16 protein-coding genes and 2 pseudogenes are annotated in these 24,716 nt (G+C 60.3%); 9 read left to right on the top strand and 9 right to left on the bottom strand.

The window, feature by feature from the left end:
- Positions 1-116, top strand: a pseudogene (locus tag ABIB00_RS17160) (IS21-like element helper ATPase IstB); the annotation flags it as partial.
- A 47-nt stretch (positions 117-163) separates the two neighbouring features.
- Here the strand turns inward: ABIB00_RS17160 and ABIB00_RS17165 are convergent.
- A complete protein-coding gene (locus tag ABIB00_RS17165; protein WP_354105151.1) occupies positions 164-1,618 on the bottom strand; it encodes a cellulase family glycosylhydrolase in 1,455 nt (484 codons plus the stop codon).
- Positions 1,619-2,114: 496 nt separating this feature from the next.
- Positions 2,115-3,262, bottom strand: a pseudogene (locus ABIB00_RS17170) (IS3 family transposase).
- A gap of 513 nt (positions 3,263-3,775) precedes the next feature.
- Between ABIB00_RS17170 and gmd the strand changes: the two are divergent.
- Positions 3,776-4,843, top strand: coding sequence for a GDP-mannose 4,6-dehydratase (gmd, locus tag ABIB00_RS17175; RefSeq protein ID WP_354105152.1), 1,068 nt, complete (start codon positions 3,776-3,778; stop codon positions 4,841-4,843).
- Positions 4,824-5,762, top strand: a complete 939-nt coding sequence (fcl, locus tag ABIB00_RS17180; protein WP_502917835.1) for a GDP-L-fucose synthase — start codon at positions 4,824-4,826, stop codon at positions 5,760-5,762. Before gmd ends, fcl begins: the two co-directional genes overlap by 20 nt.
- Positions 5,763-5,958: 196 nt before the next feature.
- Here the strand turns inward: fcl and ABIB00_RS17185 are convergent, their stop codons facing one another.
- From ABIB00_RS17185 to ABIB00_RS17215, 7 genes are all read right to left on the bottom strand, one after another.
- Positions 5,959-6,195 carry a hypothetical protein gene (locus ABIB00_RS17185; protein WP_354105154.1) on the bottom strand — a complete coding sequence of 79 codons (237 nt, stop codon included), beginning with the start codon at positions 6,193-6,195 and terminating at the stop codon, positions 5,959-5,961.
- A complete protein-coding gene (locus tag ABIB00_RS17190) occupies positions 6,192-6,839 on the bottom strand; it encodes a hypothetical protein (RefSeq protein ID WP_354105155.1) in 648 nt (215 codons plus the stop codon). The genes ABIB00_RS17185 and ABIB00_RS17190 overlap by 4 nt, the downstream gene beginning before the upstream one ends.
- Entirely contained in the window at positions 6,836-8,035 is a 1,200-nt protein-coding gene (locus ABIB00_RS17195) for an ERF family protein (protein WP_354105156.1), read from the bottom strand. Before ABIB00_RS17195 ends, ABIB00_RS17190 begins: the two co-directional genes overlap by 4 nt.
- Positions 8,019-8,882 carry a YqaJ viral recombinase family protein gene (locus ABIB00_RS17200; protein WP_354105157.1) on the bottom strand — a complete coding sequence of 288 codons (864 nt, stop codon included), beginning with the start codon at positions 8,880-8,882 and terminating at the stop codon, positions 8,019-8,021. Before ABIB00_RS17200 ends, ABIB00_RS17195 begins: the two co-directional genes overlap by 17 nt.
- Positions 8,883-9,907: 1,025 nt before the next feature.
- Positions 9,908-17,647, bottom strand: coding sequence for a beta strand repeat-containing protein (locus ABIB00_RS17205; protein WP_354105158.1), 7,740 nt, complete (start codon positions 17,645-17,647; stop codon positions 9,908-9,910).
- 303 nt (positions 17,648-17,950) lie between these two features.
- Positions 17,951-19,024 (bottom strand): helix-turn-helix transcriptional regulator, encoded by a 1,074-nt coding sequence (locus ABIB00_RS17210; protein WP_354105159.1) that lies wholly within the window; start codon positions 19,022-19,024, stop codon positions 17,951-17,953.
- 509 nt (positions 19,025-19,533) lie between these two features.
- On the bottom strand, positions 19,534-19,830 hold the full coding sequence (locus ABIB00_RS17215) for a helix-turn-helix domain-containing protein (protein WP_354105160.1): 297 nt from the start codon (positions 19,828-19,830) through the stop codon (positions 19,534-19,536).
- A gap of 180 nt (positions 19,831-20,010) precedes the next feature.
- Between ABIB00_RS17215 and ABIB00_RS17220 the strand changes: the two genes are divergently transcribed.
- The 6 genes from ABIB00_RS17220 (at position 20,011) to ABIB00_RS17245 (ending at position 24,642) form a co-directional block, all read left to right on the top strand.
- Entirely contained in the window at positions 20,011-20,526 is a 516-nt protein-coding gene (locus tag ABIB00_RS17220) for a hypothetical protein (protein WP_354105161.1), read from the top strand.
- Between the two features lie 446 nt (positions 20,527-20,972).
- On the top strand, positions 20,973-21,623 hold the full coding sequence (locus ABIB00_RS17225) for a hypothetical protein (protein ID WP_354105162.1): 651 nt from the start codon (positions 20,973-20,975) through the stop codon (positions 21,621-21,623).
- A 26-nt stretch (positions 21,624-21,649) separates the two neighbouring features.
- Positions 21,650-22,141, top strand: coding sequence for a hypothetical protein (locus ABIB00_RS17230; protein ID WP_354105163.1), 492 nt, complete (start codon positions 21,650-21,652; stop codon positions 22,139-22,141).
- 104 nt (positions 22,142-22,245) lie between these two features.
- Entirely contained in the window at positions 22,246-23,556 is a 1,311-nt protein-coding gene (locus tag ABIB00_RS17235) for a site-specific DNA-methyltransferase (RefSeq protein ID WP_354105164.1), read from the top strand.
- Positions 23,557-23,783: 227 nt separating this feature from the next.
- Positions 23,784-24,080, top strand: coding sequence for a hypothetical protein (locus tag ABIB00_RS17240; protein WP_354068511.1), 297 nt, complete (start codon positions 23,784-23,786; stop codon positions 24,078-24,080).
- Positions 24,070-24,642 (top strand): type II toxin-antitoxin system VapC family toxin, encoded by a 573-nt coding sequence (locus ABIB00_RS17245; RefSeq protein ID WP_354105165.1) that lies wholly within the window; start codon positions 24,070-24,072, stop codon positions 24,640-24,642. Before ABIB00_RS17240 ends, ABIB00_RS17245 begins: the two co-directional genes overlap by 11 nt.
- The last annotated feature ends 74 nt before the right edge of the window (positions 24,643-24,716 follow it).

The raw sequence follows: 24,716 nt of genomic DNA on the forward strand, positions 1-24,716 counted from the left end.
GCACCGTCTCCGCAACCCCGACCAGCTCCGACGGTGCGAGCGCTACCACCAAAACCCGCCGCTCGAAGGGGTCAAAATTGGACGCCGATACGGGGTCAAATTTGAACGCCGATTGACAGCGGAAAAATGAAAATTCTCCATTTCAAGGTTTTTCAGCAGACTGCTAGGCCCTGATTGTGATGACATTCGACCATGAGCCATTAGAGCTGTTGTTTACGCCGCGAATCTCGATGTCATACGTCGTTGCGGGAAAAAGACCGGTTATTACCCTGTCCTGTCCCAGTGCCTTTGGTTTGCCTCCGTTAAGTCGATATTCGTAACGGGCTGCGTCGGTTACGGCTGCAAATGTTAGTGTGACAGTTGATGTGGTTACGACGCTATAGGTGAGATCATTTACTGGTGCCGGATTCGGGCAGCGGAGACCCAGTGCTTCGGTCAATTCCACAATGAGGCGTTCGCCCTGATTAGAAGGTGTCCCTTCAAAGTGTTGAAAATCACCTAACGCTTGATACACTATCCAGCCATAACGACGAGATTCGAAATCTTGGCGACGGGCCTTTTCGTAAGCGACCCGGGCAGTTAGATCGGCGCCAGGCGTGTCGTCGTAATTGTCGCTGCTGACGACGCCGAACTCAGTGAAAATAATTCGGTTCGAGTCGATGCCGTGCCGCCTTCGCCATTTCTCCAGCGCATTGTTGAGCCCGCCAAAGTAGGTTGTCTGACCATTCCAACCAAACAAGCTATCCAATCTAGAAGTATTGGCCGTAATCAACGATGACTTCTGTCCGAACGTGAGTGTGCTGTCAGCGTTGACCTTCTCCACCATGTCGGCCTTGGCTTGGATTATGCCGCCAGGGTAGTCGGTGACGGGCCATGGCAATCGATCGATGTGCTTCCAAAGACGAGCGAGGCCTTGATGCGTGAACTCGCCGGGGTCGTAACCGTGAGCAGCGTAGGCCGTGCGAGCGTCAAAGCCATCGGGATTAAAATCAGCTAGGAATGGCGCGTAGCCAAGATCAGATGACTCAAAGATTAACCACAGTTGGGGTGCAGCTGCCCGCACAGCTTTGAACACGGCCGGGCAAAAGGCGGTCGCATAATCCGGATAGCCCGCTGTCGCGACGTCAATCTTAGTCGGCGGCTCGTTCATGACTTCGAAGGCGACGCTCTCGCCGAAAGCGCTCGATAACTCAGCCCCGAGGGCAACACAGGCCGCAAGATATAAATAGTAGTCCCCTACCGGATTCATTACGGAAAGGCGAAGCTCTGGCGTTGTGGCGAAGGTTACAACAGCCTTGAAGCCGTTCAATATAGCATTGCGAACGAACGCGATATTGGCGGCAACGGCGGTTGCTAGATCGGGCGAGGGTCTGAGCAAGCTCTCCAAATCAATCCATAAGCGCAGCGTGTTGTAACCAGCGAATTTAAGAGCGGCAATGCGGTTGGCCGTTAGGCCATCCTTTGCTGCACCCCAACTGTCAAATGGCGGATTGACATTGATACCCTTGATTGGGATTGAAAAGAACTGCCCGTTGGCTTGGGCAAGCCGACCGCTGGAGGCTAGGCTTAAACTCAGACCTAGCGTAAGTGATCTCAGTGCTTGGCGACGAGTGACCATGCTCTGACTTATATCCAAATTCGGTCATTGCCCCAAGTGCACTGATCGACGCGGGCGCCCATTGCAAGCACGTTTAAGCCTAAAAACGCGGCCTGGATCGTTCCACGAGCTGCGGCATTTTTCTTGGAACGATCGTATGAATCAGGGCACCCATCAACAACTACTTGACGTATTCTGGTCGCACCTCAATTATCCCGCAGTTTTTGCATCGCCCCGGTCGAGTGCGGCTGATCCGGAATAAGCGCCAGCGGTCGTTTCCATGCTGGATCTGATCGCGTCTAGACCGACAGCTGCCTCGGGAGGACGATATCATCGGTAGAGGACCATCGTCCTAAGCCCCTTTCCAGCGAATGTTGTTCGGCATGAGAAGGTAGCGTTAGCGAGGACGACTAAAGCTGATCCCGCGCTCTGCGCCGAAAGAACGCGCTCACCCCAGACACGCTCCTGAATTTCGCGGCCAGGAGTCTGAGCTGCTGCCGGTTCAGTGGACGGCACGTTAAGCTAATCCCACCTTCCGCTCGAACTCAACAGGGCTGAGATACCCGATCGTCGAATGACGCCTGGTCGCATTGTAGAACCTCTCGATGTAATCGAACACGTCCGCTCTGGCCTCGTTCCTGGTGGGATAGAATTTTCCGGCAGTGCGTTCGGTTTTCAGCGACGAGAAGAAGCTTTCCATCGCCGCATTGTCCCAGACATTGCCGGACCGGCTCATGCTGCAGACGATGCCGCAGTCGGCCATTAGCCGCTGGAACTGTTCGCTGGTATATTGACTGCCCTGATCGGAGTGGTGCAACAGGGCATCCGGCTTGCCGCGTCGCCAGATTGCCATCAGTAAGGCATCCGCGACCAGTTGCGCTGTCATGCCGGCGCTCATCGACCAGCCGACTACCCGGCGCGAGAACAAGTCGATCACGGCTGACACGTAAAGCCAGCCCTCCGCCGTCCAGATGTAGGGGAAGTCGGCGATCCACTTCTGGTTCGGCTGGTCGGCCACGAACTGCCGGTCCAGAATGTTCGACGGCACGGTCGTGGTCTGGCGATCGACTTTATCCTTGCAGGCGCCGGCGTCGCGGCCGCGCCCGCAAGGCCTGCAATCGCATCAGTCGCTCGATCCGGTGCAGGCCGCAAGCGACGCCTTCCTCCAGCAGATCACGCAAGACCCGCCGTGCACCATAGGTTCGGTTGCTGGCAAGGAAGCTTGCTTTTACCTGGCGGCCCACCACTTCGTCGCTTCGGGACCTGGCGCTGGGCGTTCGGTTCAGCCAGGCATGGAAGCACGATCGGGACACCCCCAACGCATCGCACAGCCATGCCACCGGCCAGATCGTCCCGTGGCGATGAAGACGAACTTCATGTCGCTTCCTTCGCGAAGAAGGCTGCGGCCTTTTTTAAAATATCCCGCTCAGCCTTCAGCTTGGCAACTTCCCGCCTCAGCCGCTCGATCTCCTGCTGTGCCGGCTTGATCTGCCCGTGGCCGGGGAAGGCCTGAGCCGGGTCGGAACCGAAGTCCTTCACCCATTTGCGCAGCAGATTCTCATGGAGATCCAGATCCCGGGCGGCTTGCGCCACCGACACCCCGCGCTCTCTCACCAGCTTGACCGACTCGATCTTGAATTCTCGACTGAACCTTCGTCTCCGCATGACCCACCTCCGGCTTCATGAAACACCTAAACTCGGTGTCCATCAAACCGGCAGCAGCTCAGTCCAGCACAAAGCAAGCCAGCTTTATGCCGAACGCAGCCCAGGCAACCTCGGTCATTGCATCAATGAAGCGACCGTGCCGGTCGGGCGTTCCGACAAGGCGCACCGGGTCCGCGCTATTGACCTCCAGCGCACTTCACATCAAAGCATCCCTGTCCGGCAGAACTGGATCGAGCGACCGGAGGCGGCCGGCGCCGTTCAGACAGGTGTAACCGAGGCTGACTATCGTGTTGCAAAGGCTCCGCCTGTGAAGGTAGCCGGGACCTAAAGGAAGTACGGGCGATCAGGACCAAGTCTACCCAATGAATTGCAGTCTCGTGTAGATTGCGCAGCTGCTGCGACGGGAACAATTGACCTTTGTCCTGGTCTGGTCAAATACCTACGTTGATTGTGCGTCGCGATAGTTGGGCGGCAAGATCCCGAGGAGATGTCATGGTTAAGAGGATTTAGACAATGAGCCAGCGGGCTCTCATCACCGGCGTGACCGGCCAGGACGGCGCCTATCTCGCCGAATATCTGTTGTCGCTCGGCTATGTCGTGCACGGCATCAAGCGGCGTTCCTCCTCGTTCAACACCGCGCGGGTCGATCATCTCTACCAGGATCCGCATGTCGGCGACGTGCCGTTTCTGATGCACTACGGGGACATGACGGACTCGACCAATCTGATCCGCCTGGTGCAGCAGATCCGGCCGACTGAGATCTACAATCTCGCTGCCCAGAGCCATGTCGCCGTCAGTTTCGAGAGCCCGGAGTACACCGCCAATGCCGACGGCATCGGCGTGCTTCGCCTGTTGGAAGCGATCCGCATCCTCGGCATGGAGAAGGAGACACGGTTCTACCAGGCCTCGACCTCCGAGCTCTATGGCCTGGTTCAGGAGATCCCGCAGAAGGAGACCACGCCCTTCTATCCGCGCTCGCCTTACGGAGTGGCAAAGCTCTACGGCTACTGGATCACGGTGAACTATCGCGAGGCATATGGCATGTTCGCGAGCAACGGCATCCTGTTTAACCACGAGAGCCCGATCCGCGGCGAGACCTTCGTCACGCGTAAAATCACGCGCGGCGTCGCGCGCATCGAAGTCGGCCTGGAAGAGACGCTCTATCTCGGCAATCTCTCGGCCAAGCGCGACTGGGGACATGCGCGCGACTATGTCGAGGGCATGCACAAGATACTTCAGGCCGACAAGCCCGACGATTTCGTGCTCGCCACCGGCGAAATGCACTCGGTGCGTGAGATGGTCGAGTTGTCGTTCGCGCAGGTCGGCCGCCGCATCGCATGGCGCGGCAAAGGCGTCGAGGAGACTGGCGTCGATGAGAAGAGTGGCAAGACTGTTGTGAAGATCGATCCGACCTATTTCCGGCCGACTGAGGTCGATCTCCTCGTCGGCGACGCCAGCAAGGCCCGCGAGGTGCTTGGGTGGAAGCCGAAGCGGAGCTTTGCAGAGCTCGTCGCGGAGATGATGGCGAGCGATCTGGCGGACGCAAAGCGGGATGCGGCGAGTGGCAAACGCACCGTTTGAGCTGACAGGCAAAAGCGTCTACGTCGCCGGCCATCGCGGCATGGTGGGCAGCGCGCTCGTGCGCCGGCTCGAACGGGAGGACGTCAGGCTCGTCACCGTGGACCGGCGCGAGGTCGATCTCTGCAACCAGGCCGCCGTGTTCGACTGGTTCGCGAAGACGCGGCCGCAGGTGATCTTCCTTGCCGCGGCAAAGGTCGGCGGCATCGTCGCCAACAACACGCTGCGTGCCGAATTCATCTACGATAACATCGCAATCGCCGCCAACGTAATCCACGCCGCGCATCAGAACGGCGCCGAGAAGCTGATGTTTCTGGGCTCGTCCTGCATCTATCCGAAGCTGGCGGCGCAGCCGCTGCGCGAAGATTCAGTGCTGACTGGTCCGCTGGAGCCGACCAACGAGCCCTACGCGATCGCCAAGATCGCCGGCATCAAGATGGCGGAGGCCTATCGCAGCCAGTACGGGTGCGACTTCATCAGCGTGATGCCGACCAATCTCTACGGCCCCGGTGACAATTATCATTCCGAAATGAGCCACGTGGTCGCGGCCCTGATCCGCCGCTTCCACGAGGCCAAGGTTGCGGGCGCGAAGAGTGTCATCGTCTGGGGCACCGGCACGCCGCGGCGCGAGTTCCTTTATGTCGACGACATGGCGGATGCCTGCGTGCACTTGATGAAGACCTATTCGAGCGCGGAGCTGGTCAATATCGGAACCGGCGAGGACATCACCATTGCCGAATTCGGGCGCGTGGTCGCCGAAATCACCGGCTACAGCGGCGAGATCAGTTTCGACACCTCGCGTCCCGACGGCACGCCGCGCAAGCTGCTCGACGTCAGCCGCCTCGCAAAACTCGGCTGGCGCGCAACGACCTCGCTCGAGGATGGAATCCGGCGTGCTTACGACGCCTATTTGTCCAAGTAGTCCTCGCCGGCTCTCCTGCGCTCAAGTCCCCCTTAAAAGCCGAGCAGTTCGGAGGTGCTCGTACCTGCATCCGCGCGAGCGATACAGGAGCTTTACATTTCCGAGTTGATCGACTGAAGGCGCCTATCGGGTTAACGAGACGGCATTGAGCAGAGACTGGCGATTCGTTCGCAAGCAGCGCAAACCTTAGTGGGTTTTATCCTCCCTCGCCAATCGTGGCATTCCGAGCCAGCAGACATGCGGCATCATGGAGCCGTCCAACCTCATAGACGAGTTGCTCGATATTCATTGAGACCTGAATTGCCTCCGAGATGCTGCCGGCGTCTGCACAAGCACGGGCGGCCCTGGCAATTTTTTCTGCCTCTTTGAGCTTCGTGTGTATCTCGCAGAAGCAGGCTTGAATGGCAGGTTCGATAGTCTCCGCCTTCATCATCCCGAAGCCTTGCCGGTGTGGTTCTGCAGGAATGAGATTTTCTCCGCTCTCGATCGGGACCTCGGTTGACCCGGGACGAAGTTGGGCGGGTCCTGCATTCGGCGGCGGCTACCGATCTCCTTGAGCAAGAACAGCCGTCTCAACTGTGCCGCGTTCATCAACGTCTCGAATAGCGTGAAGATCTCGCGGGCTTGCACATAAACTTCCACGCTAATGGTGTGCTGATCGAAGCCATATGATGCGAGACGTGCTTCGATTTCGTCTGCAGCAATGGGATCGAGCCGCCAGTCCAGCGCGCTCTGAATCGTGTAGCGTTCGGCGTCTTCTTTGAAGTTGGGCGCGACGCCCGCGACATCGATCCGACGAAGCGTCATCTCTATTGCTTTTTGACGATAGGAATCCAGCAGCTTGTGCCGCAGAATCCGATAGCGCTGGATCTCCCAGGACAGCTCCGCAACATCAATGGCGAGCAGCCACTCGATCGCGGATTGCGGTGCTATGTCTTGGAAGATGACGGCCTGGAGCGCGCGATAGTGGTCGATGCTTTCTCCGGGGAGGAGTTGGGGAGCAGGACACAAGGCCTGGAATTCGACCGGAATGGCGGACGCGGCTAGCGGTGTGGCGTTGCTGAACGGGCCATTCATTGGCGCGTGGCCTCCGGCCGGGCCTGTGATGAAGCATCATAAGTGGCCATGCTTGGCTTGGCGGGGTCATGAACGGGGCTCGATGCCCATAACTTGCTCGCGACAGCCAAGGGCGATATCTGCATATCCACCCACCATGCCTTTTCGTTGCCATAACGATGGAGAGCCTGATGATGAGAGCGGCATAATGGAACGGTGAATTCGTCGCTGACCTTGCGCCCGAGTGTTCGCGGCTGGGCGAACTTGAGGTGGTGGGCATCGGATGGCGCCTGCTTGCAGACCAGGCAGGGCTGTGCCCGGATAAAAGCAAGGTGGGCCTTGCTCCGCTTGCGCGGGGGCTCTTTTGGGAAGGCGAGGCCGCTCCCTGGCTGATGCGCCGGCCCGTCGGAGCTTGAGCCTGGGATAGCGGCTTGGGAGAGGGAAAGTTCTTCCGCCGGTTCCTGTCCGAGGGCGCGCTCAGCCTCGGATGATGGCAGATCAGCTTCGGTCTCAGACCGGGCCACCTCTTCGAGCCTCATCTGATAGGCCGCCTCCAGGGCCCGGGCGTCGGCCTCCAGGAGGGTGTTCTTCAGGGGAAGGCTGGCTTTGGCCCAGCTTAAGAGGTCGTCGCCATCCCCTGATGCGGCCGCCAGCTGGGTCAGCAATCGCTCCCGTAACTCAGCGGATTGTTGAGGCTTCAGGACTGCCGGTCGGTTCAAGACCGCTTTGGCGGGCTTTCCCTTTGGGCCCGGAGCGGCTTGGGGCTCGGCGGCCGCGGGAGGTCCGGCGATCGCATCTGGGGCATCGAGGTCGTCCTCACCGGCAATGCCAACGAGAGCGAACAGGGCGTAGCGGCGGGCATAGGTCAACGAGGCGCCCATGCGATGCGGGGCCTCGACCTCCTTTGCGGCGCAGACCGGCCAATCGGAGGAAATCCATTCGCCGGAGGCGTGGGCCAGCAAGGTCGTGAGATGCACCTGACCGCTGGTGGCATCGATCCGCGTGGTCTGGACGGTTGCGATCTCCTGCTGACTCAGCGTCTTGCGGACAATTGCCAGGCCGGAGGCCAAGGAGGCGTACCGAAATGTCCGGTCGTCCTCCCGCGGAAAGGGCGACCGGATTATCGCCGTCAGCGTCTTTTCGGGGTTGGTAAGCTCGGCCTGCGCCCGGGCAAGGGCGCCCGCGATCGCCCCGATCCGCTCACTGGACTGATGCATCGGAGGCCTCCACGGCGAGAGCGTCAAAGCTGATGGCGCCGGACTTGGACCGCTTGGCCTTGATCCCATGGCCGGTTGCCTCCTTGGCATCCTCCGGCATCAGCTTTTTCAGATCCGCTTTGGCCGTCTCGTGCTCCCCGTGGGCCTCTCGCGTCCGCAGGTAGGTCGCCGCCAGTTCAGCCCATTGGTTCGAGGTCGACATATCGACGACCTTGACCGCCTCGAGTCTTGGGCGGGGTGTTTCGATATTGAAGAGGATGGGCGGCTCGCCGCTTTGGACACAACGCCAGAACTTCTTTTCGGCGGTGAGCAGGAGATGCTGATAGAGCGGATCGGCGTGGATTTTGATCTCGACCCATTTGCCGCCGCCGGTGATGATCGAGAGAACGGCGCTTCGGGAAGCGGTGACCCACATGTTGTGCTGTAGCTGGGCCATGTGCTTTTCGGCCGCGGTTTCCTCTGTAAAGGCCCAAGGCAGCATGAACTTGGCCTCGAAGACGGCACCGGTCTGCTCGACGGTCCCATCAAGCGTTGCGGCCATCCATTTGTGGATGGGATGGCGCACACGTTTCTGGATGTCTTTCACCGTGTGTCCGCTCGCGCGCTGGTACCAGGCGCGGTTCAAGACCTCCGTCACGGTCCCGAGTTGGACGATCAGATTGTCGGAGAGATCCTGCAGTTCGATTTCGCCGCGCTTTTCCCGCCAAAGGCGGATAAGGTTCTCCTGGTCATCCCCCATGATGATGCGGGCGTCCGAGCCGCCGATGAAATGGCGCCGGTCGTTCGGGTTGAACCTGATGACTTGATGTTGTGGGTCGGCCCGGCCTTCACTCTGTACGCTACGCACCTGTATCTCCCTTCAAGAACAGCGGCGCTCTTCGCCGCACTGCCTGAAGCCCCGCGTCCGCGAGGTGAGATACCGGCGCTGCCATCGCGCCCGGCCGACTCAGTAACGCTCCGTTCGCACCGGAATGCCAGTCCTTTCTGCAGCAATCTTGTTGCTCATATTGCAATTAGATCAACGGAAATTGGCCGCCCTGAATTCTCCATCGCAAACTGACAAATCGAAGCCAAATAACGGGAGTCAGCGGAACGAGCGGTGGTTTGGCTCAGTTCAGTGAGGTTTCGATATCTTCACCTTGGCCAGATCCAGCGAGCGAAGCCGATCGCGAGGAGCCATCTCCGCCGCGACTATGCGATGCAGACCTCGATATCCGCATCCGAGGACTTGAACCGGCATGCGGCCTGAGCTTCAATCAATTCGTTGAGATTTTTCAGTCGACCTTTTGATCACCTAGCTGTCCCGGGTCATGGAGGGAAGTGTGCGGGTTAGCGCAAACCGTAGAACGCGGAGTAATGACCTCAGAACGGAAGATCGAAGCGAACCGGCTGAATGCCAAGCGAAGCACTGGGCCTAAAACGAAGGTTGGAAAGGCCAGGTCGAGCCGTAATGCCCGTCGACACGGGCTCTCGTGTCCGGATATGGAGGAGAATGCCAGCTCCGGCACAGGAGGTTGCATATCCGCGACAAGACTTAAGCAGCAACACAGCTCGGTTGCCGTGGATGACCTTGTCCGCGCCAATCTGCGACTAGGGCGCATCCGGCAAGCCCGCCACGAGTTGCTTGTCGCGTTGATGGACTCCCCGTGCCCCAAGCTTTCCAAGCGTCTCGCTAGACTGGAGCGCTATGAGAGGCCGGTGCGGGCCGCGCAGCAACGTTTCCTGAGGCGCTGGCTGAAGCAGGGCTACAAAGAGCTTGCTCGAAGGCCACACACCGAGTTTCGTCAATGCAGCTGTCTGGGCGATGCAGAAACGGCCCCAGCGGGACACGCTAGGCCGTCAGGAGTTTAGCCAAATAATCGCAAACGGGGGCTATGTCAGAAAGTGGAAGTCCGTGGCATGCACACCGCCATTGATCGTGATGGTCTCCTCGTGTGCGTCCAAACCTGAGTGCACGAGCCACTGATTGCTCGACCCAATCTGCGTCAGGGTCGCTCCGTCGGTGGCCAGCCCAAAGCCGTGAAACTCCAGTGTATCTCCTAGAGAAGCTCCGTTGCCTGTGAAGTCGGTGATGGTGGCACCAGCGGTTGCTCCGGAGACGAATACGAAATTGTCATTGCCTCCGCCGCCGCTCAGATTGTCGTTACCGCCGCCACCGTTGATGGTGTCGTTGCCACCGTTGCCGTTGAGGAAGTCAGCGCCTGAAGATCCGGTGATGCTGTCGGCGAAGTTGGAGCCGAGCACGCTGTTGACGCCGCCGGTGATGGTATCGGTGCCGACCGAACCGTCGCCGGTGGCGGTGCCGGCTGACAGATTGACGCTCACCGCACCGGTTGCGTTGTTGTACTGGACCTGGGTGGCGCCGTTGCCGGTGATGGTGTCGTTGCCGCCATTGCCCTGGAAGGAGTTGAAGCCGGCGTTGAAGGCCGAGGCATTGTAGCTGTCGTTGAGATTGCCGCCGACCGCGCTGTTGACCCCGGTGAAGGTGTCGGTGCCGACCGAGCCGTCTCCCGAGGCCGAACCTGCGCCGCCGGCTCCGATCGTGATCGCTACGCCGGAGGTGGCATTGCTGTACTGCACCTGGGTGGAACCGTTGCCGGTGATGGTGTCGTTGCCGGCATTGCCCTGGAACGAGTTGAAGCCGTTGTTGAAGGCCGAGGCGTCGTAGCTGTCGGCAAAATTGCCGCCGATCGCTGCATTGACCCCGCCGGTGAAGCTGTCGTGGCCGGTCGAGGCGTCGCCCGTGGCCGTGCCGGCACCGTTCACCCCGATCGTGACGCTCACCCCGCCCGTCGCATTGCTGTAGAGCACGCGGGTTGCGCCGTTGCCGGTAATGACGTCATCGCCGCCAAGGCCCTCGAACTGGTTGAAGTTGCCGTTGCTGGTGGAGACGTTCAGCGCACCGCCCAGGCCATAGCCGGTCGCGTCGAACGTGTCGGCATAGCCGGTGCCCTGAACACCCTCGATGTTGCGAAGCGTGTCGGTGCCGATGGAGGCATCGCCGGTCACGGTGCCGGCGGCCATGGCGACTGCGATGCCGCCCGTCACCGTGTTCAGGCTGTTGTAGCTCGCCGTGTCGAACCCGCCGCGGCCGTCCATGTAATCATCGCCGCCAAGCGGCGTGAACGTGTTGCTGTAGCTGGAGCCCAGCAGCGTGTCGTTGAAGACCGAGGCTTGAACGGCATTGACGCCGGTGAACGTGTCGATTCCCTCAGTCGTCCCGGTCGCACTGCCTGCAACGGTGATGGCGGTGCCGGCCGTGGTCTCCAGATCGACGGTGACGGCCGCCAGCGCGATCGCGTAGTTGAGGCGGGTGTTGCCATTGCCGATGATGCTGTCGTTGCCGCCGGCTCCAGCAATATCGTTGAAGTTGCCGTTGGTGGTCGAGACATTGAGAGCGCCGGGGGCACCGTAGCCGGTCGTGTCAAACACGTCGTCGAAGATCGTGCCGCGAACGGCCTCCACATTGCGGAGCGTGTCGGTGCCGACGGTGCCATCACCGGTCACCGTGCCGGCGGCAAGGTTGACGGTTATCCCCGAGCCGGTCGCGGGATCGTTGTTGTAGGCGACGATGTCATAGCCACCGCGGCCATCAATATAGTCGTCGCCGGCGCGGCCTTCGAAGGCCTCATAGGTGAAGTTGGCATTGTTGCTGCCGTAGATCGTGTCGTTGAAGGCCGATCCAAACACACCCTGCAGGGCATTGGTGAATGTGTCGTGGCCGACATTGGCGAGGTCGCCGGCCGCCGTGCCCTGACCAGTGCCGGCCGCAAGATCGACCGTCACCGCAGCCGACGCACCAACATACTCCACCCGGGTTACGGACTGGCCCAGATCGTTGATCCGACCAGTGATGACGTCATCGCCGCCGCGCCCCTCGAACCCGCTTTGACCAGCGGCAACACCCGCTTGCGCGCTCGATCCGGCAAATCCGGCAGCATTGAACGTGTCATTGAATGCCCCGCCGACGGCGCCTTCAATGTTGACGAGCGTGTCGCTGCCTATCCCGGCTCCACTGGCCGTGCCGGCCGCAAGATTGACCGTGATCGATCCGGTCGCCTCGGTATAGACCGCCCGGTCGAAGCCGTTGCCGCCGTCCAGCAGGTCATTGCCGCCGAGCCCTTGCAGGCGGTCGTTGCCGTCCATCCCATAGATGCCGTCGATCTGGCTGGTGCCGACCAGCGTATCGTTGCCGGACGTGCCGGGGACGGTATTGTTGAACACGAAGTCGGTCGCAACGAGGCTACCGGCCGCAATGTTGGCCAGCGTGATCGTGTTGCCGCTGCCGAAGTCGATGACGGTGTTCGCTCCCTGCTGCGTCGCATGAGCCTGGATATCGGCAAGGGTGAAGACCCCCGTCACGCCCGTGACGTCGATGCGGTCGCCCTGGCCGCGATTGAAGTCGTTGATGAAGTCCGCGCCGCCGCCATTGGCGTATACAAAGGTGTCGGCACCGAACCCGCCGTTCAGATTGTCATTGCCGCCGCCACCATTGATGGTGTCGTTGCCGCCGTTGCCGTTGAGGAAGTCGGCGCCTGAAGATCCGGTGATGGTGTCGGCGAAGTTGGAGCCGAGCACGCTGTTGACGCCGCCGGTGATGGTGTCGGTGCCGACCGAACCGTCGCCGGTGGCGGTGCCGGCCGAGATATTGACGCTCACCGCACCGGTTGCGTTGTTGTACTGGATCTGGGTGGCGCCGTTGCCGGTGATGGTGTCGTTGCCGCCATTGCCCTGGAAGGAGTTGAAGCCGGCGTTGAAGGCCGAGGCATTGTAGCTGTCGTTGAGATTGCCGCCGACCGCGCTGTTGACCCCGGTGAAGGTGTCGGTGCCGACCGAGCCGTCTCCCGAGGCCGAACCTGCGCCGCCGGCTCCGATCGTGATCGCTACGCCGGAGGTGGCATTGCTGTACTGCACCTGGGTGGAACCGTTGCCGGTGATGGTGTCGTTGCCGGCATTGCCCTGGAACGAGTTGAAGCCGTTGTTGAAGGCCGAGGCGTCGTAGCTGTCGGCAAAATTGCCGCCGATCGCTGCATTGACCCCGCCGGTGAAGCTGTCGTGGCCGGTCGAGGCGTCGCCCGTGGCCGTGCCGGCACCGTTCACCCCGATCGTGACGCTCACCCCGCCCGTCGCATTGCTGTAGAGCACGCGGGTTGCGCCGTTGCCGGTAATGACGTCATCGCCGCCAAGGCCCTCGAACTGGTTGAAGTTGCCGTTGCTGGTGGAGACGTTCAGCGCACCGCCCAGGCCATAGCCGGTCGCGTCGAACGTGTCGGCATAGCCGGTGCCCTGAACACCCTCGATGTTGCGAAGCGTGTCGTGGCCAATCACGTTGTTGACGTTATCGGTCACAGTGCCGGCAGCCATTTCGACAACGATGCCGCCGGTTGCAAGCGTCATGCTGTTGTAGCTGGCGGTGTCGAACCCGCCGCGGCCGTCGATGAAGTCGTCGCCGCCCAGACCCGTGAACGTGTTGTTGAAGTTGGATCCGAGCAGAGTGTCGTCAAAAGAAGAACCTTGCGCGGCATTCACGCCAGTTAGCGAATCTGCACCCTCCGTGGTGCCGGTTGCACTACCCACGACGTTCGTGGCAGTAACCCCTGCCTGATTGAGGTCCGTTTGCAAGTTGACCGTGACGCCAGCAAGCGCGCTGGAGTAGTTGACACGAGTATTGCCGTTGCCAATGACAACGTCGTCGCCGCCACCTCCCTGGAAGTCGTTGAACGTGCCAAGCGAGCCGATATTGGCGGTGCCCGCCGTGCCAAAGTTCGAAGCGTTGTAAGAATCAGCAAAGTTGGTGCCGCGCACGGCTTCGACATTGCGCAGGGTATCGGTGCCGACCGTCGCATCGCCGCTGACGGTGCCTGCGGCCATGTTGACCGTGATGCCCATCGTCGTCGTCAAGTCGGTCGCATAAACGACGACGTCATAGCCGCCGCGACCATCGATGAAATCATTGCCACGACGTCCTTCGAATGCCTCGAACGAGCCGGATCCGTTGTCGCTTCCGAGCAGTGTATCGTCGTAGTTCGAACCCCAGACATTCAGAATGTTGCTGATCGTATCGTGGCCGACATTGGCAACGTCGCCTGGAGCCGTTCCGTAAGCTTGTCCTGACTGGATGTCGACAGTCACCCCGGCGGATGCGCCGAGATAGCTCACGCGCGTCAGAGCATGGCCCTGCACATTCCTCGCGCCGACGATCGTATCGTCACCTGCGCCGCCTTCAAATTCGGCGAAGCCAATTATGGCGCCCGGCAAACCGGTGTTCCCGGTGTAGCCTGTACCGTCAAGATAGTCGTTGAAGTTGCTGCCGATGACGCCATCGATCGAGATCAGAGTATCGGTGCCGACGCCCGCGCCGATCGCAGTCCCCGCTCCAAGGTGAACGGTGATGCCACCGGTCGCTTCGGTGTATATAGCCCGGTCAAAGTCCACACCGCCATCGAGGCTGTCGTTGCCCGCCCCGCCGGTTAAAGCATCCTTGCCCGCGCCCCCCGAAATCATGTCATCGCCGGCTCCGCCCTTGAGCGTGTCGTTGCCGCCGAGACCAGAAATCAGATCGTTGCCGTCGCCACCCATCAGCGTGTCGGCAACTTCTGTGCCCGTCAGCGTAAGCGGAGCCGCTGCTATCTTCTGCTCTAGCGCAGTGCCTGTATAGTCGTTCTGCACGCTGCTGAAGGTGGTGCCGCCGGCGCCGTTCGCCGCGTCCGAGAGCGCCTGCGTTGTGTCGCCAAAGGCCACTTGTGCCGCCTGGGCGACTTGGCTCAGATCGGTGGTGTTCGTAAGGCTGCTCGAAATCTGAGCGTTAGATTCCTGGACGACCTGAGCAATCGCATCGAGGTCAGTCGCCGAGAGCTGCTGCTCGGGCGGAAGCGTATTGTTGACCACCGTCGCCAGCGCAGAAACCGTCGAGGGCGCGCCGAGGTCAACATTGCCTGCGGTCACGGTCTGGGCGAGCGCGCCGATGACTGACTCAAGAGAGGCACCCGTCGCCGCCGAGAGCTGAGCCACGGTCGCCTGCACCTGGATTGACGCCGCGAGAACGTCAGCCGCACCAGGCGCCGCCGAGACGGTCGCGGCGATCGGATCCAGCGTCGTCAGGCTCACCGAGTCAGATAGCCCCAGCGCCGCCTTCACGGAAGCTTCAGCTGCCGCGGTGTCGCCGCCGGCACCCGCGACCGCTACGATCAGATTGGTGAGCGGCGTCACGACGGTCGAGCCGCTCGGAGCCTTTAGCGTGCCGTTGAACGGCAGGCCGGTCAACACATCGATGGTGTTATGGCCGCCGCCATGAACGCTCTGAAGGACCAGTTGGCCGCCCGACGTGTCAAGGCTGAACGTGCCATCACTCGCAGTGTAAGTGAACGATTCCCCCAAGTCGAGAATGCCATTGTAAACGCCGTTTCCGTCCGCTTTGTCGACAAAGACCAGTGCATCGGCGATGTATCCGTCGGCCGCAACTTTTACATCCGGATCATTGATCTGGATGTTCAGTACTTCAGTCTTTTGCGCAACGTCCGCGTGGTCGAAAGAGCTCGCCGTGATGCTCAGTGCTATCGTCTGCTTTTCGGCGATGGCATCAGGCCTGAGCTGGATAGCCAGACCGGCCACATCGCTCAGGTTGACGATCCAGACTCCGGGGTCGTCTGTGGACTGGGCCCCAGCGGTCAACATATATTCGGGCGGAACGCCGGTAACCTGAACGGTCGATGCCAGCGTATCGCTGGTATCGGGGTCGCTGATCTGAATGTTCAACGCGATTGGCGCAGTTGTGACGTTAACCTCGATTCGTTCGTGGGCGATCGTCGGCGCCGTCGCGACCGGTGCTATGTTTACGGTCGCCGTTGCGGGGGTACTTGTCAGAGCGCCATCAGTGATGGTGTAGGTGAAGGTCGCGGCGCCATTGACATCATGGGTCGGTGTAAACGTAACGCTGCCGTCACTGTTAAGGACGGCGGTACCGCCGGTTCCGCTCGTTACTGAATTGATCGAGAGCTGGGCATTGGAATTGTCGATGTCGATGTCGTTACCGAGCAATTGCGCCCGCGTATAAGTAATAGCGGAGTCTTCAGTCGCAGCCAGTGTGTCAGCTATCGCGACGGGGGAATCATTCACGGCCACGCCTGTGAATGCCTTTGCAGCGGTAACGGACGCCGTTCCATCGCTGACGGTGGTGGCGATCGAAAAATTGCCGTTGAAGTTTGCTGCCGGGATGAATTTCACACCCGCCAGTAGGGCATTGACGTTAGCCGTCGCACCTGACGCCGTCCAGACTCCCCCTGCGTAGCTCGCGGTCACCGCGCCCGAGGTGGCGGTGCTCAGCGTGCCGGCCGCCGGGTTCGACAGCGTAAGGGTCGCCGTGATCGTGCTGCTGTCAATGTCAGTGATGACGATATCGGAGAGGTTGAGCGGTGTGTCTTCCGTATAAGTCTCAGGAGCAGACAGGTTCGTTGCGATCGGGGCGTCGTTGACGGCAATTCCGCTGAAGTTCTTGGCGCCCATCACTGGCGGAGCAACTCCATCGCTGACACTGGTCGCGATCGAGAAGTTTCCGTTGAAGTTCGCAGCTGGGTTGAAAGTGACCCCTGCCAGCAAGGCGTTGACATCGGCGGTTGCGCCGGAAGCCGACCAGACGCCTGCTAGCGCATTGTAGGTTGAGGTTACCCCGCCGGACGCGCCCGCACTCAGAGTTCCGGCAGCCGGATTCGAGAGCGCCAACTTCACCGTGACAGCGGCGCTGTCGACGTCAGTGACAATGATGTCAGTGAGATTGAGCGGCGCATCCTCCGTATAGATCTCACTAGCAGAGAGGTTCGTAGCAGTCGGGGCATCGTTGACCGCGGCAACGTTTACCGTGACGGTCGCCGTCGACGTTGCGCCGGCACTGTCTTTCATCGTGTAGGTAAAGCTGGCAACACCCGAATAATTGGTATCGGCGGTGAATATGACATTGCCGCTGCTGTTCAGCGAGACGCTGCCGTGCTGCGCTCCCTGCACGGATACGATTGTTTTCGTATCGTTGGCGTCGGGGTCGGTATCGTTGGCAAGCAACGCAGAAGCAATAATCGTGAGGGTCGTGTCCTCGTTAGTGCTGGCGACATCGGCAACCGCAACGGGTGGGTGATTGGCGCTTGGCTCGATGACAACCTGGAGCTTTTCAATATCCGTAACGAGGAGATTGAAGCTGTTGAATAGGTAGGTGGCGCTGCCGTGCGCCAGTTTCGCCTGCAGTGCCGCGATGTCTGCGAGAAATGCCGCTGAGCTCGCCATGGACTGGCTGACGATCAGGCGAAGAGTGTCTTGCCCGTTGCCGCCATCGTAGATGTCAATGGCGTTGACGTTTTCGGATGCAGTGTAGATGAGGATGTCGTTGCCATTGCCGCCGCTAACGACGTCGCTACCAGATCCACCGTCGAGTGTATCGTTTCCATTGCCGCCAAAGATCAGATCGATGCCTGCGCCGCCGTTGACCTTATCGTCGCCATTGCCCGCATCGATGATGTCGTTTCCGGCGGACCCATTGATGGTGTCGTTACCATTGCCGGAGCTGATGAGATCTCCACCGGCAGTGCCGGTGATGGCGTCGTTGCCGTTTGTGCCGGTGATAATCATGGATCCTCATCCTCCTGAAAAGGGCGCACGCGTATCCACGCGCCGCGCACGGCTTTATCCGTGTGGCGATGTCTAGGCAGACTGCGGGTATGCTTGAGGAGCCCCCTTGCCCCTGGGAAAGCGTCCCTGCCTCTGAAAACAGATTACTGTCGTGGTGACAGCGTAAATTAATTTGTAACCATCTTACCCGCGACCCGCAGCGTTGCTTTACCCATTTGGGTAAAGGCGCGCAAAAACTCACAGGCTACTGCAGCTTAACCTAAACAAGCGCGTGCTTACGCTTCGGGCAGCATACCACCGCTGCTACCTGGAAGGTGCCAGGCGCAGCAGGCTCACGAGCTCAGCCTGCCGGCTAGTGCCGGTCTTTGCAAAGATTGCCTTGAGCTGCATGCGGATCGTATTTGGCTTGACTGAGAGCGCTTGCGCCGTTGCGTCAACTGAGATGCCCCTGGCAATCATTGCGGCAACGCGGGCTTCGGCAGGCGAAAGGTCGAACAACGCCTGAAGGATTTCCGGGGGCGGGCCCGGCTGCTGAATGACTGGTGTCACGTAAAGCAGGAATTCGGCTCCCGAAAAGACATCGCGTCCCGATCCGCGCATCGGCAGGACATGGACCACAAAGGCCTCGCGCGTGCGCGTCCTCCGAACCGGAATAGACGCCCCATGAGTGGAGGCGGATCTTCCTTCCGACGCGGTGGCAAAAAGAGCATGAACGGCTGGATTCGCAAATTCGAGTTGAGAGCCAGCACCAATCCGAAGGTCGGGTTCACAGGCAAACAGGGCGTCGTTGGCCGCCAGCACCTTACCACCATGGCCTAGCACAGCTGCCGCCAGGCCGATCATTTTCAGACTTTCAACCGTTGCTCGCGCTCGCTCGAGGCCAACGCGTCCCGACAGCAATGCGGCGCGAGCGAGATGCGGGCGGAGACGATCGAGTTGTTCGGCGACCTCCCGCGGTACGGGTCCTTTTTCGTGAGCCTTTTCGATCGAGACAACAAGGATATCTCCCGCCGGCGAGTATACCGAGGTGCCGATGCACCAGCCCAGACCTTGGGGCCGAAGAAAATTAGTGTAATAGGGTTCTTGCTCCAGCTCCTCGAGAGTGAATGCATCAAGGTCGGTAAGGAAGCGCGGTTCCTTGATCGGGACCAGCCGCTCGCCTCGAGGATTGTTCAAATAAAAGGGACTATCAATCCAAGCTTCTACGCGGGAGCGAATAGTGTCGGTTGACAGCCAGCGGGGCAGCCCGGGCGCCGCAGCAAATAGTAGTGCACCTTCAGCGTCAGCTAAACGCGCCAATCTATCAAGTACAATCTTCCACCGCTCCGGGACTATGGCGGCTTCGTAAATCTCATCGACCAAACGGTCAAAATGCATTTGTAATGCCCAGCCTTTCCGCGCTGTACAAAAGAAGGAAGCGCGTCGCAATACCTACTTGGGACCAAGTAAATCGGCTCAACCAGCCCCTATTGTTCTTCCAGTACCGGTTCCCCTAGGAACCCCCGTCAAGCAGAACGCTAGTCATCGCTGTTAGCTTGCTCGCCGTTGCCCTGCCGCCCGGCCCGCCTCGCAATCACCGTAACCTTTTACGTCGTGGCCGGCGAATGCCCCTTGGCTGGACAAAGGACCAAAGCGCACAAAACTGCAATCGCAAGCAATTTCATAATGAATCTCACCAATTGCTGTCCTTAACGTAAAACAGGATCCGGCAAATACACCAGGCGAGATCCTAGCTTGTCCCAAACTTCGGCCGAAGGACTCGATTGCGTTTTCCAGTTTCGGATTCGCCTTCTGGGCCAGGGCTTGCCTGACGCTTGCCGCCGAGTTGGTGGACGAGCGGCTCATAGAGCCGCTAGCCCGTCCGGACGCCTTCGTGTGCCCGGTTCCTACGGAATCATTGGGCGAGCCCGAGAGGTTGCCACGATCGCCTTTGAAGATGATCTTGTTTTCTCCATCATAAACCGCCGAAGCAGCTTCCGCGGATCGGCCCCAAGCGCCTCCGCAATGGCAATGAACTCAACGATATCCAACCGGCGTTCGCCGCCCTCGTATTTGGCCACGAAGGATTGCGGCTTGCGCAGCTTCTTGGCGAGGGCGTGCTGACGGATCCCGGCCTTATGTCGCGTTGCGACAAGAAGGGCGATGAGGCGGGCATATTCAGCGGATTTGAGGGATTTTTCCATGGCCGCCGGGGCGCTTGCGATTCGGCGGCGGTCAATCTGATCCTAGATCGGGATTATCCCAAAACAGGATACTATTAACTCTGCTATGCGAAGCTGGCTGGCGGGGAGCGCGGTTGCGCTGGACTTGTGCGGCCAGCGGAGCGCAATGGCGGGGTATGACCAACCCAAAGGAGTTTTACAGTGCTCGCTGAACTGCATCAGGATCCGCTTACATCTCACTCCCGCGCCTCCAGTATTCGGGAGCAGGCGCTCTTTCACCTTCTGCTCGGAGAGCTCATGGCCACGCGTTGGCAGCAGGGCCGCCACGACATCGAGGTGCTCAAGAGCGAGGTCGATCGGGGCGGCTACGACATCGTATTAGAAGCCAACGGGATCCTTCGGCATATCCAGTTGAAGTCGACCTTTTCGGGCTCCGCGGTCCGGCACGTGACCGTCAGCACCCGGCTGCTCGAAAAGCCCAGCGGCTGCGTGATTTGGCTTGAGGTGAACCAGCAGACATTGACGTTGGAGCGGTACTTCTGGTTCGGTGGCCAGCCGGGAGAAAGGTTGCCGGATTTGGGCTCGAAGGTCAGCCGGCATTCGCGCGGTGACAGCACCGGACAGAAGCTCGAACGACCCATGCATCGCGACCTCGGCAAGGCCTGCTTTGAGCGCATCGATAGCGCAGATGATTTGCTCGCCAGGTTGTTCGGATGAAAGACGACGCAGGCTAGGAAGCGGCAGCTTGCATGATCGGCTATCGGCGGTCGTTCTCTCGATCGGTCGCGTCAGTCGGAGGTTCAGGGCAGTGGCGGCCATGACTGATCGGGGGGGCGCGCGGATAGGCGAAAAAGTCGATAGCCTCGCCAAGGCCCAGGGAAGGCCGTGGAGGAGATTTGGCTCCAGTCCGCACCCGGACAGGGCCGGAATCCCATAAATCGTGCCTTGCGCGGGTTTCCGCGGCGCCGCCGTCGATTTCGGTGAGTCAAAAATATGAACAAAAACAGTAGTTTATGCGGAACCTCAGCCGACTCTGATGGCGTATTGGTGCGCGTACCGGACGGCAGATGCGCGGCGGGCCCTCGGCGCCGGCGGCTTGCGGTAGAGGAAGATTGGCATGAGTTGTGCTATAATTGACTGATACATGGTGAGGAGCCAATTTGATGCGCAAGCTTCCCAAAACGGAACAACCGGCCAGTTTCGGCTTTGACAAGCCCGCCAAGGAGCGCTTGATCGAGGCCGCTCAGAAGATGTTTCGTCTTCTCGGAATCAGGGCCGCGAATGGCTTGATCGCCCAGGAGGCCCATTCAAATATGGAAACCTTGGTCAAGTATTTCGGCAATGGCGAAGCGCTGATCAGCTATTTTATCAAGTCGTTGATTGCGGAGTCGGAGACGGTTTGGGAGGTGACAAAGGAGGATCATCCAGGCGATGCGGAGGCGCAGCTGCGGGGGTGGCTTGCGACGGAGCAAGAGAGTGGGGGTCTTCCGATGCAGCCCCAGATGCTGCTCGCGCGCACGGCGGCGGAATTGTACGAGCATCGCAAGAACCCCCAGCTGAGCGAGATCGAACAGTATTGGCAGGCCGAGCGGCGCCGGGTGGTCGGGCTTTGTCGATCCTCCGGATTGCGCGATCATGTGGAGCTGGCCGACAAGCTGTTGCTGATGGTTCACGGCGCACGTAACGAGCGTAATGCCTACGGGGCGTTTGCGCCAAGCCGGCTGCTGCAGCAGGCCGGGAATGAATTGCTGGTCGCGCACGGCGACTCCAACAAGGTGAAGGTCGAGCATACAGTTGAGACCAAAGCAGATTGAGCATGACCAAAGCCAATGATGCCGCCGTGGTCGTCTTCACCTCCGAGACGAGGCAGAACATTCTAGACCAGGCGGGCTCCCGCGGTTGGGTGCTCAGTCCGAAAAGCGTCGAGCGATGTGCCTATCTTGTTTGCTGCCGACGGCAGGACTGGAAAAACAAGGCCGAAGGCATTGCGTCGCGAACAGCGTTCCTGGTGGGGCGTATTGCGTCGCTGACGCCGCTTGACGAGAGCGCGAATGCGAGGGGACAGGCACGCTTCCGGATTGGAATCTCGGAGTTTGCCGAGATTGCCGTCGCGGATGTCTGGCGCAAGGAGCTGCGCAATCCGGTTGCCTATGCCAGCCTGAAGGAGCTCGGGATTGAGCAGCGGCGACTCAAGTTTCAACCGATCCCCGACTCTTCATTCGCAGGACCGGGCAAGGCGCCCGGTGGCTTGACCATTGCCGAAGCCAAGAAAGCTTTGGCGGCTACGTTTGGGGTGCGGCCCGAAGATATCGAGATCATCATCAAGGGGTGACGGGGATTAACCACCGCGGGCCTTGAACACGGCTATTCGTGAAGTATCGTTGAAGTATATGGTAGGTTGTGTATACATAAGGCCTATCCCCCAGGAGAGGTCCCATGAGTGATTTCCGAATCGAGCACCTACCCATTGCCGAACTGAAGCCGAACCCGGCCAATGCCAGGCGGCATTCGCGCAAGCAGCTGCATCAGATCGCAGCCTCGATCCGCGAGTTCGGTTTCAACAGCATCGTTGTGGCCGACGAGGAGGGCGTGATCCTTGTCGGCCATGGCCGGGTCGAGGGCGCCCGCCTGGCGGGTTTGGAGCGGGTCCCAGTACTGCGGGTCGGCCATTTGACGCCCGGGCAGAAGACCGCGTTTTCGCTCGCCGACAACAAGGTTGCGCTGAACTCGGACTGGGACACCGACCAGCTGCGCGTGCTCTGGCGCGAGCTGATGGGCGCCGAGGTCAATTTCGATCTGGAGGTAACCGGCTTCGAGACTGCCGAGATTGACCTGTTGGTCGATGGCGAAGCGACCCGCGAGAAGCCGGATCGCAGCGATCTGGTTCCACCCGTCCGGTCAGATGCGGTGTCGCGGCTCGGCGATCTCTGGATGCTGGGAGAGCATCGTCTGCTGTGCGGCGACGCGTGCGATGCGGCTTCGTTTGCCGATCTGATGGACGGCGACCAGGCTCGCTTGGTCTTCACCGATCCCCCCTACAACGTGCGGATCGATGGTCACGTCAGCGGGCTTGGGGCGGTCAAGCACCGTGAATTCCAGATGGCCTCAGGCGAGATGAGCCCGGCCGAATTTGCAGGCTTTCTGGCCGTGGTGTTCGGCAATATGGCCGCGGTGAGCCTCGATGGCGCGATCCATTTTGTGTGCATGGATTGGCGGCACATGGACGAGGTGCTGAAGGCGGCCGGCGGAATCTATTCCGAGCTGAAGAACCTATGCGTCTGGAACAAGAGCAATGGCGGCATGGGCTCGTTCTACCGTTCCAAGCACGAGCTGGTGTTCGTCTACAAGGTGGGGCACGGGCCGCACGTGAACACGATTGAGCTTGGCAAGCACGGCCGCTATCGCACCAACGTCTGGGACTATGCCGGCGCCAACAGCTTTCGTTCGGGGCGGGACGCCGAGCTCGAGATGCACCCGACGGTGAAGCCGACGGCGCTCGTGATCGACGCCATCAAGGATTGCTCACGCCGCGGCGACATCGTGCTCGACCCGTTCTCCGGATCCGGCACGACCGTCATGGCCGCGCAGAAGTGCCGCAGGCGGGCGCGCGTAATCGAGCTGGATCCGCTCTATGTCGACGTCGCCATCCGCCGCTGGCAGTCCTACACCGGGCAGGCCGCGACCATGGCAATAACGGGCGAGACCTTTGCCGAGGTCGAGCAGCGCCGTGCCGACCCTTTGCAGTAGGGCGGACCGTGGAAATCGCGACTTCTCCGGTCGGGCGGTCAGATTAGCTCGAGCGGGTTTTGAAATCGACGTAGGCCTAACATTGCACGCCCGGGTCGGGGTCGAGGCCGGTCGATGTTGTAGCCGAGAGCCCGTGGGCGGTGGGCACGCGCCGGGCGCAACCGCTCGTTTCCGGCCTTGCAAACACGTTGAACAATTGTTACATTTTGTTCAACGTCGGAGGTATTATGGTCGTGCGGACCCACACGTCGACAGAGACCGAGGAGCAGATTGCGCTTAAGCGCAATCGGCTCGTGCTCGAGCAGGCGCGCGCCGTCGGTTTGCTCGGCGAGGCCAAGGACACGCGCTTGTCCGGCCGCGTGCCGGCAGGCCTGATCGAAGCGGCAAAGAAGCGGGCTCACGTATCTTCCGATACCGAACTTCTAGAGCTCGCCCTGTCTCGTTTGGCGCTCGAAGACGATTTCGGCGCGCGTCTCGTCCGGCGCAAGGGAAGCATCCCGGCAGATATCGATCTTGCCCTTTGATCTCCAGGGAACGTTGCGAAGGCTGAAGCCGCACAAGCGTTTGGAGCGGATAACGCGACGGCCAGATTCCGAGCTTGCGTGGGCATCCGGCGAACCGCTCATCGGCGGCGCACTCATTCTCGATACCAGCGTTTATCTCGACGTCTTGCAGGCCCGCACCCCGGCCGCTGTCGATGAATTGCTGACATATCGCGTGTGCCACCACTCGGCCGTCTGCCTTGCCGAACTCACGCATGTGTTTGGACGGCTCAATCCGGCTCACCCTTCAACAAGTGGAGTTCTGCAAACGGTACGGGGCGTGATTGAAGACATTCCGCCGCATCGGTTGCAAGCTCCGGATACCGCAATGTGGGGCGAAGCTGGAATGCTTGCGGGCGCGCTCGTTCGTCTCAGCGGCGTGCCGAAGGGTGCAGGTCACGAGCGGAAATACCTCAACGATGCGCTCATTTACCTTCAGGCGCGGAGCATCGGTGCTAGCGTATTGACAGGGAATGTCGGCGACTTCGACTTCCTGAACCAACTTGCTCCGGGCGTTCCGATCATTCTGTATCGGCAGACGTGAAGCATGCCCCCAATCGCGCAAGATGCTCGCGGTAGTACCGCAAGCCGTCCGGAAAACAAGGTATCAGAAGCATG

This window comes from Bradyrhizobium sp. LB14.3 (genome assembly GCF_040547985.1).
Taxonomy (GTDB): domain Bacteria; phylum Pseudomonadota; class Alphaproteobacteria; order Rhizobiales; family Xanthobacteraceae; genus Bradyrhizobium.

Bases quoted from the DNA above. Each gene is read 5' to 3' on its own strand.
- ABIB00_RS17165 (WP_354105151.1), bottom strand. From the start codon at position 1,618: ATGGTCACTCGTCGCCAAGCACTGAGATCACTTACGCTAGGTCTGAGT.
- gmd (WP_354105152.1), top strand. From the start codon at position 3,776: ATGAGCCAGCGGGCTCTCATCACCGGCGTGACCGGCCAGGACGGCGCC.
- ABIB00_RS17185 (WP_354105154.1), bottom strand. From the start codon at position 6,195: ATGATGAAGGCGGAGACTATCGAACCTGCCATTCAAGCCTGCTTCTGC.
- ABIB00_RS17190 (WP_354105155.1), bottom strand. From the start codon at position 6,839: ATGAATGGCCCGTTCAGCAACGCCACACCGCTAGCCGCGTCCGCCATT.
- ABIB00_RS17195 (WP_354105156.1), bottom strand. From the start codon at position 8,035: ATGCATCAGTCCAGTGAGCGGATCGGGGCGATCGCGGGCGCCCTTGCC.
- ABIB00_RS17205 (WP_354105158.1), bottom strand. From the start codon at position 17,647: ATGATTATCACCGGCACAAACGGCAACGACGCCATCACCGGCACTGCC.
- ABIB00_RS17210 (WP_354105159.1), bottom strand. From the start codon at position 19,024: ATGCATTTTGACCGTTTGGTCGATGAGATTTACGAAGCCGCCATAGTC.
- ABIB00_RS17215 (WP_354105160.1), bottom strand. From the start codon at position 19,830: ATGGAAAAATCCCTCAAATCCGCTGAATATGCCCGCCTCATCGCCCTT.
- ABIB00_RS17225 (WP_354105162.1), top strand. From the start codon at position 20,973: ATGCGCAAGCTTCCCAAAACGGAACAACCGGCCAGTTTCGGCTTTGAC.
- ABIB00_RS17235 (WP_354105164.1), top strand. From the start codon at position 22,246: ATGAGTGATTTCCGAATCGAGCACCTACCCATTGCCGAACTGAAGCCG.
- ABIB00_RS17240 (WP_354068511.1), top strand. From the start codon at position 23,784: ATGGTCGTGCGGACCCACACGTCGACAGAGACCGAGGAGCAGATTGCG.